The organism is Pseudomonas sp. Leaf127 (assembly GCF_001423155.1).
Taxonomy (GTDB): Bacteria; Pseudomonadota; Gammaproteobacteria; order Pseudomonadales; family Pseudomonadaceae; genus Aquipseudomonas; species Aquipseudomonas ovata.
The window spans coordinates 1-8,194 of record NZ_LMOA01000014.1; the positions used below are offsets into that span (position 1 = coordinate 1).

Annotated in this window: 6 protein-coding genes; 2 read left to right on the forward strand and 4 right to left on the reverse strand. The window is 62.5% G+C overall.

Features of this window, described 5'->3' with window-relative positions:
• Positions 1-190: hypothetical protein (locus ASF84_RS29685; protein ID WP_236709412.1), on the forward strand; the 190-nt coding region annotated here is incomplete at its 5' end.
• Between the two features lie 487 nt (positions 191-677).
• Positions 678-3,146, forward strand: coding sequence for a sensor domain-containing protein (locus tag ASF84_RS10585; protein WP_056838043.1), 2,469 nt, complete (start codon positions 678-680; stop codon positions 3,144-3,146).
• A gap of 29 nt (positions 3,147-3,175) precedes the next feature.
• On the opposite strand, the gene ASF84_RS10590 is transcribed toward ASF84_RS10585, so the two are convergent.
• The 4 genes from ASF84_RS10590 to benC form a co-directional block, all read right to left on the reverse strand.
• Positions 3,176-4,474, reverse strand: coding sequence for an OprD family porin (locus ASF84_RS10590; RefSeq protein WP_442963041.1), 1,299 nt, complete (start codon positions 4,472-4,474; stop codon positions 3,176-3,178).
• 45 nt (positions 4,475-4,519) lie between these two features.
• Positions 4,520-5,728: a benzoate/H(+) symporter BenE family transporter gene (locus tag ASF84_RS10595; protein ID WP_056838045.1), complete on the reverse strand. Its 1,209-nt coding sequence runs from the start codon at positions 5,726-5,728 to the stop codon at positions 4,520-4,522.
• A gap of 180 nt (positions 5,729-5,908) precedes the next feature.
• The gene (locus ASF84_RS10600) at positions 5,909-7,261 is read right to left on the reverse strand and encodes an MFS transporter (RefSeq protein ID WP_056838047.1); all 1,353 of its coding nucleotides are present in this window, start codon (positions 7,259-7,261) and stop codon (positions 5,909-5,911) included.
• Between the two features lie 48 nt (positions 7,262-7,309).
• Positions 7,310-8,194: benzoate 1,2-dioxygenase electron transfer component BenC (benC, locus tag ASF84_RS10605; RefSeq protein ID WP_056838048.1), on the reverse strand; the 885-nt coding region annotated here is incomplete at its 5' end.

The following is an 8,194-nucleotide window of genomic DNA, read 5'->3' on the forward strand; positions in this document are numbered from 1 at the left end:
TGCCCGCGACCGGCTGCGTAGCAGTCGTAAAATTGTGGCGTTTCACAGATTTCTGCGAGCGCTGCGCACTCGGTCGCGGGCAGAGCGCGCTCCTACAGCTATGAGCTTTATTGCCAATAAAATCAATAAGTTATTTTTTGATGAGCGCGCGCTTGCCGGAATGCCGGACCACCGCGACCGGCTGCGTTAGCAGTCGTAAATTTGCGGCGTTTCCGAGATCTTGCGAGCGCTGCGCACTCGGTCGCGGGCAGAGCGCGCTCCTACAGCTGTGAGCTTTATTGCCAATAAAATCAATAAGTTATTTTTTGATGAGCGCGCGCTTGCCGGAATGCCGGACCACCGCGACCGGCTGCGTTAGCAGTCGTAAAATTGTGGCGTTTCACAGATTTCTGCGAGCGCTGCGCACTCGGTCGCGGGCAGAGCGCGCTCCTACAGGTGTGAATTTTATAGCCAATAAAATCAATAAGTTATTTTATGTTTGATGAGCGCGCGCTTGCCGGAATGCCCAAACGCGTTTATTGATGCAATACCGCCAGAAATAAATGACCTGCCGGTCACACAGCAATACCCCCACATGAAATAATGGCAATCAGCCATAGACAGAGACGCAGCGCTCTGTCTCATGCGTGCGGCAAATGCTTGGATGGGTCTTTATTTCAGGACGGTGCGGTTAAACGATGACTTTGGTAGCTGAAAACCCGGATGTGATGTACCGCCTGCTGGTGCAGAGTGTGGTGGATTACGCCATCTACATGCTGACCCCCGAAGGGATCGTGGCCAACTGGAACAGTGGCGCCCAGCGGGCCAAGCAGTACCGGGCCGAGGAAATCGTCGGTCAGCATTTCTCGGTGTTCTACTGCGCCGAGGAACGTGCCCGCCATGTACCGATGAGCGGGCTTGAGACCGCACGCGCCACCGGGCGCTTCGAGGCCCAGGGCTGGCGGGTGCGCAAGGACGGCAGCGTGTTCTGGGCCGATGTGGTCATCGATGCGGTTCATGACGACCAGGGCGAGCTGATCGGCTTTGCCAAGATTACCCGCGACTGCACGCGCCAGCGCCAGGCCGAACTGGCCCAGCACGAGCAGGAACGGCACTTCCGCCTGCTGGTGCAGGGCGTGACCGACTACGCCATCTACATGCTCGACGTCGACGGCCATGTAGTGAACTGGAACGCCGGTGCCGAACGCGCCAAAGGCTACCAGGCTGCCGAAATTGTCGGCCAGCATTTCTCGGTGTTCTACACCCCTGACGACCGTACTCATGGCCTGCCCCAGCAAGGGCTTGCCACGGCGCGCCGTGAGGGCCGCTTCGAGGCCGAGGGCATTCGCCTGCGCAAGGACGGCACCCACTTCTGGACCCATGTCGTGATCATGCCCATTCACGATGATGACGGTCAGTTGATCGGCTTTTCCAAGGTTACCCGCGACATCACCGAGCGCCGCGCCGCCGAACTCGAAGTGCTCAAGGCCAAGGAACTGGCCGAGCGCTACAGCGAAAAAATGGCCGGCCTGTCACGCTTTCTCGACTCGGTGATCGGCAGTATTCCGGCCAGCGTGATTGTCCAGGACGCCGGCACCCGTGAAATCCTGCTGGTCAATGAACAGGCACAACGGCTGTTCGGCCTGCACGACCAGCCCATGATCGGCCGCCAGGCGCAGGACTGCATGTCGCCGGTGCTGGCCGGCTATATCGACGAGCAGACCCGGCAATGCCTGAGCCATTCGGGCCTGCGCCAGACCGAGGATCGCCTGCGCACCACCATCGGCCCCCGGGTGCTGCGCACCAAGACCCTGCGCCGCGTCGATCAAGAGGCGCAGGCCGACTACGTGTTGTTGATCGCCGAAGACGTCACCGATGAAATTGCCGCCCGCGAGCAGATTCACCACATGGCCCACCATGACGCGCTGACCGGCCTGGCCAACCGCACCCTGTTGCACGAACAACTGGGGACCGCGCTCAAGGACAGCGCCTCGCATTCGCGCCGGGTCGCGACCCTGTGCCTGGACCTGGACAAGTTCAAGAACATCAACGACGCCTTCGGTCATGCCTTTGGCGACAAACTGCTGCGCGCCGTGGCCGAACGGCTGCGCGGCGTGCTGCGTGAAGAAGACACTCTGGCGCGCCTGGGTGGCGACGAGTTCGCGATTGTGTTGCCACGCCTGGAACAGGCCGACGACGCCTACCGCACCGCACGCAGGATCATCGACTGCATTGCGCCGGCCTTCCTGATGGACGGCCATACCTTCCTGATCGGGGTCAGCATCGGCATCGCCTTCACGGGTGACGCACAACTGTCCGGCGACCAATTGCTGATCCATGCCGACATGGCCCTGTATGAAGCCAAGCGCAATGGCCGCAACCGCTATGAAGTGTTCCACCAGAACATGGCCGAGGCTGCCCAGCGCCGACGCACCATGGAAATCGACCTGCGCAAGGCGTTGCACCTGGGGCAATTGCAGCTTTATTACCAGCCTATCGTCGGCATCGACGATACGCGCATTACCGGCTACGAAGCACTGATGCGCTGGCAGCACCCGAGCAAGGGCCTGATCATGCCACTGGATTTCATTGCGCTGGCCGAGGAAACGGGGCTGATCCATGAGGTCGGCACCCGCGCCCTGAACCTGGCGTGCCAGGAAGCCTGTACCTGGGACACCGAGCAAAGCGTGGCGGTCAACCTGTCACCGGCGCAGTTCAAGAATCGCGAGCTGGTCAATATCATCCAGCTGGCCCTGAACGACTCAGGCCTGGCACCGCATCGCCTGGAACTGGAAATCACCGAATCGGTGCTGCTGGAAAACAGCGAAGAAAACATCCAGACCCTGCGTGCCCTCAAGGCGCTGGGCGTGGGCATCGCCCTGGATGATTTCGGCACCGGCTATTCGTCGCTGGGTTATCTGCGCTCGTTTCCGTTCGACCGGATCAAGATCGACAAGTCCTTCGTCCATGAAATGGACCATAGCCGCGAGGCCATGTCGATCATCCGCGCCATCACCGGCATCAGCAGCAGCCTTTTGATCAAAACCACCGCCGAAGGCGTGGAAACCCAGGAACAGTTCGCCCGCCTCAAGGCCGAAGGCTGCTCGCACTTGCAGGGCTATCTGTTTGGCCGGCCGGTGCCGGTCAGCGAGCGCAAGCGCTCCTGAACCGGGCCGGGCGCTATTGCTGCACTGGCCTACAGCAACTTCCATGTATAGCTGAAGATCAGGCGGTTCTCGTCGATGTCGCTGCGGTAGTTCGAGCGAGCCGCAACGTTGCGCACGCGCACACCCAGCCCTTGCAGCGTGCCGCTCTGCACCACATAGCCGATGTCCAGGTCGCGCTCGCGGTCCTTGCCTTCGTAGCCGGCACCGGTGGTAACGTTGTCGCCGGTGATGTAGCGCACGGTGGTGGTCAGGCCCGGAATGCCCAGCGCGGTGAAGTCATAGTCGTAGCGTGCCTGCCAGGAGCGCTCGTCGGTGTAGGCAAACTCATAGGTCGGCACTTCGTTGCCCAGTGGGGTGACGTTGGCAAAGACTCGTGGAAACGGGCTGTCGCCGTACATGGCCTGGTAGCCGACATAAAAGGTGTGCCCGCCACGCTTGGCCGACAGTAAGGAAAAGAACGCCTGGTTGTCGATCTTGCCCAACAAGCGGTCGCCGTCTTCCTGTGCATCGTAATAACCGAGGTTGGCGCCCAGCACCCAGTTGCCCACCGGCTGACTGTGCTTGAGGCCGATAAAGCCTTGCTCGTAGATGTCTTCCAGTTGCCCGTAAAAGACACTGACCGAGGTGCGCTTGTCGTTGAAGCTGTAGTCACCGCCGGCGTAATTGAAGCCATCGCTGACCGCCTGGCGCTGCGGCACGTGGCCAAGCATGGCAAGCATCTTGTCGTCACCGGCCTCGTTGCGCAGGTGAGTGCTGTTGAGGTGCCCGGCCTGCAGGGTCAGGCCGGTGATTTCGCTGGAGCTGATGCCCACGCCCTGATAACTGGGCGGCAGCAGGCGAATATCGCTGAACGTCAGCACCGGCAGGTTGGGCTGCAACTCGCCGACCTTCAGTTCGGTCTTCGAAAAGCGCGCCTTGAAGGTCGCCCCCAGGCGACTGTACTCGTCGGCGGCGCGGCCATCGCCGTGGGTCGGTAACAGGCCGCTGTTGACCCGGTCCGGGCTGCTGTCGAGCTTGATGCCCAGTACCCCGCTCACGTCCAGGCCAAAACCCACCACACCCTGGGTATAGCCGGACTTGACGTTGAGAATGAAGCCTTGCGCCCACTCCTCCTGCTTCGACTGCTGGTTGGCGCCGACGATGTCGGAGAAGTCGCGGCTGAAATAGTAATTGCGGGCTTGCAGGGTGGCGCTGGCGCCTTCGATGAAGCCTTCCTTGGGCGGCTCGCCGGCGGCCAGGGCGCTGGTGGCGGCCACGGCGGTGAAGGACAGGCCCAGGCGCTGGCCCATGACACGGAAATGACGCTTGGCGATCGGATGCTGGCTCATGGTTGCTCTCTTGTTGTTATGTCTTTTTTAATGATGCAAAACGGATCAACGCGACGCCTTGTCCCCCAAGGTTGGTGCCGCTGCCGGCAGACGCCGGGCTTTCATTGCGGCGTGTACGATCAGCCCGGACAACAGCCCCCAGAAGGCCGCCGACAGGCCGAGAAACGACACCCCCGAAGCGGTCACCAGAAAGGTGAACAGCCCCGCATCGCGCTCCTCGATGTGCAACGTGCTGCGACTCAAGGCCTCGCTGATGGCACCGAACAGTGCCAGCCCCGCCAGCGCGGCGATCAGTTCCCTGGGAAAGGCGGCGAACAGCGACACCAGGGTCGCACCGGCAATCCCGAAGATCAGGTACAACAGGCTCCCGGATAGCGCAGCGATGTAGCGTCGCCGTGGGTTTTCATGCGCCTCGCGTCCGGTGCACAGGCTGGCGGTGACCGCCGCCAGGTTCAGGCCGTGGCAACCGAACGGCGCCAGCACCGCCCCCATCAGGGCACTGGCGCTGATCAAGGGGCTGGCCGGCGTCGCGTAACCGGCGCCGCGCAGCACCGCCATGCCCGGCATGAACTGCCCGGTCAGGGCCACCAGCACCAGCGGCAAGGCGAGGTTCAACGTGGCCTCCAGGCTGAACTGCGGCACGATCAGGGTCGGCGTGGCCAGGCCGAAGACCAGCGCATCGGCCTTGAAGTCACCGCCCAGCACAGTAATGCCGGTGCCGACAATCAGCACGGCCATCACCGCATAACGCGGCACCAGGCGACGCATCAGCACATAGCTGGCAAACATCGCCAGCACCAATACCGGCCTGGCCGGCAGCGACTCAAATAGCGCCACGCCAAAGCTGAACAGGATGCCGGCCTGCATGCCGGCGGCAATCGAGCCGGGCAAGCGGGCAATGATGCGGTCGAATGCCCCGCTCAGACCAATCAGCAGCAGCACCAGGCTGGCCACCAGGTAGGCGCCCACCGCCTGGTTGAGGCCGATCTGCGGCAGTTGCGACACCAGCAGCGCCGAGCCCGGAATTGACCAGGCGATCACCACCGGCACCTTGTAGCGCAGGCTCAGCAGCACACCCAGCAGCGCACTGCCGATGGAGATGGCCCAGATCCAGGACGACAACTGCGCGTGCGACAGCTGCGCAGCATCGGCGGCCTGGAAAATGATCACCAACGGACCGGCGTAGGAAATCACCGTGGCGATGCACCCGGCCACCACGGCCGACAGGGAAACATCCTTGAACAGGTCTTTCATGGGACCTCACCTGTATGAATGACGCTGCGGTTCGTAAGATTGATGCCGATCAGTCAAGTCTCGACGCGGACCTGTGGGAGGCAGCTCTGCTGGCGAATGCGGCGGTGCAGGCACAGCAGATGTGCCTGTGTTACCGGCCTCATCGTCGGATCGTCGCCCGCAGCAGAGCGCCGACCCGCTTCAGCCGGCCACCTTGGCGCTGTGGTTGGCGCCCAGGGCCGCTGCGGCACTGCCGCGCTGTGCACTGATGGCGAACACGGTCATGGCCACCGCGGCGATGGCGCCGGGCACGGCAAAGGCCATGAAGTTCAGTTGCAGCGGCAGGTTGATGCCCATCAGCGCGCCGCCCAGCAGCGGACCGACGATGGCGCCGTTGCGGCCGATCCCCGAGGCCCAGCCCAGGCCCGTGGAGCGCATCGACAGGCCGTAGAGTTGCGCGGCCCCGGCGTACAGCAGGATCTGCGTGCCGATGGTGGTGGCACCGGCCAGGAAGATCAGCAGGTACAGCACCGGCATCGGGCTCTTGAAGCCCAGCAGGCTGATCGACACCGCGCCGACCAGGAAGAACACCACCGTGACCTTGGTCAGGTTCATGCGGTCGCCCAGCCAGCCGCCGAAGATGGCGCCGAACATGCCACCGAAGTTGAGCGCCAGCAGGAACGACAGGCTCGACCCCAGGCTGTAGCCGGCGTTGGCCATGAGTTTGGGCAGCCAGGAGCTGAGTGCGTAGACCATCAACAGGCAGCAGAAGAACGCCACCCACAACGCCAGGGTGCGAACCAGGCGACCTTCGCTGAACAGGTCCAGCACCGGCACGCCCTTGCCCTTGACTTCCCCCACGGTCAGCACGTCGTCAGCGGTCAGCTTCTGGGTGTCATCCATCTGGTTGAGCAGCTTGCGCGCTTCTGCAGTCCGGCCCTGGCGCACCAGGAAGCCGACGGACTCCGGCAGGTAGTAGAGAATCGCCGGCAGCAGCAACAGCGGCAAGGCGGCGGCAAAGAACATCGATTCCCAGCCAAAGCGCGGCAGCATCACGATGCCGACCCCGGCCGACAGCATGCCGCCCAGCGAGTAACCGCTGAACATCACCGCCACCAGGGTGCTGCGCATACGCTTGGGGGCGTATTCATTCATCAGCGCCACGGCATTGGGCATCAACCCGCCACAGCCGAGACCGGCGATGAAACGACAGATGCCAAACTCGGTCGGGCTGCTGGCAAAGCCATTGATGATGGTGGCGCCGCTGAACAGCGCAAAGCAGATGGCGATGCCTTTCTTGCGCCCGATGCGGTCGGCCAGGCTGCCGAACACCAGTGCGCCGAACATCATGCCGAACAGCGCATAGCTGCCCAGTGCCCCGGCCTGCAGCGGGGTCAGGCCCCACTCCTTCATGATCACCGGCAACACCACGCCGTAGATGAACAGGTCATAGCCGTCGAAGATCAGCAGCAGGGCGCACCAGCTCATGACCATCCAGTGGAAGCGGCCGAAGCGCGCGTTATCGATAACCGCGTGTACGTCAATGTTTCGCATGGCATCTCTCTTTTGTTTTTGTTGTAGATGAAACGGTCGAGCGCTATGTCAGGCGGCGCTGGCGGCGAATTTCTCGAAGTAGAAGTTCGCCGGTGTAATGCCCTGCTCACGAATGAACTGGCTGACCGCCTCGACCATCGGCGGCGGCCCGCACAGGTAGACGTCGACGTCGCCTTCATTGAGATGGCCAGGCTCGATGTGATGGGTGACGAAGCCTTTTTGCGGGTAGCCGCTGTCCGGGCTGGACACGCAGGCGCTGTAGGTGAAGTTGGGAATACGGGCGGCAAAGTCGGCCAGTGCGTCCATCTCGACCAGGTCGAAATCGTTGCTCACCCCATAAATCAGGTGCAGCGGATGGGCACTGCCCTGCTCGGCAATTTTTTCCAGCATCGCGGTAAATGGCGCAAGACCAGTGCCACCGGCCAGCAGCAACAGCGGCCGCTTGATGTCACGCAGGTAAAAGCTGCCCAGGGGACCGGCCAGAGTCATGCTGTCGCCGGCCTTGGCCATGCCCACCAGAAAGCGGCTCATCAGCCCGCCGGGTACATTGCGGATCAGAAAGCTGACCTCGCCGTTTTTCTGCAACGAGCTGAACGAGTAGGCACGGGTCTGTTCGCTGCCCGGCACTTGCAGGTTGACGTACTGGCCCGGCAGGAACGCCAGCTGGCTCAGGGACTCGCCCTTGATTTTCAAGGCGATGGTGCTGTCGGACAGGTGCTCGACCGCACTGATGGCCGCCTGGTAAGTCACCTGGCGGGTCTTGCACACATCCGATGAAGCCGGCACGCGCACCACGCAATCGCTGGCGGCGCGCATCTGGCAGGTCAGCACATAGCCTTGTTCGGCCTCTTCCTCGGTCAGGGCATCCTCGATGTATTCCTGGCCCAGGTCGTAGGTGCCGGCCTCGGCAAAGCACTTGCAGGTGCCGCAGGC

Coding starts and splice junctions, on each gene's coding strand:
- ASF84_RS10600 (WP_056838047.1), bottom strand. CDS start 7,261: ATGCGAAACATTGACGTACACGCGGTTATCGATAACGCGCGCTTCGGC.
- ASF84_RS10590 (WP_442963041.1), bottom strand. CDS start 4,474: ATGAGCCAGCATCCGATCGCCAAGCGTCATTTCCGTGTCATGGGCCAG.
- ASF84_RS10595 (WP_056838045.1), bottom strand. CDS start 5,728: ATGAAAGACCTGTTCAAGGATGTTTCCCTGTCGGCCGTGGTGGCCGGG.
- ASF84_RS10585 (WP_056838043.1), top strand. CDS start 678: ATGACTTTGGTAGCTGAAAACCCGGATGTGATGTACCGCCTGCTGGTG.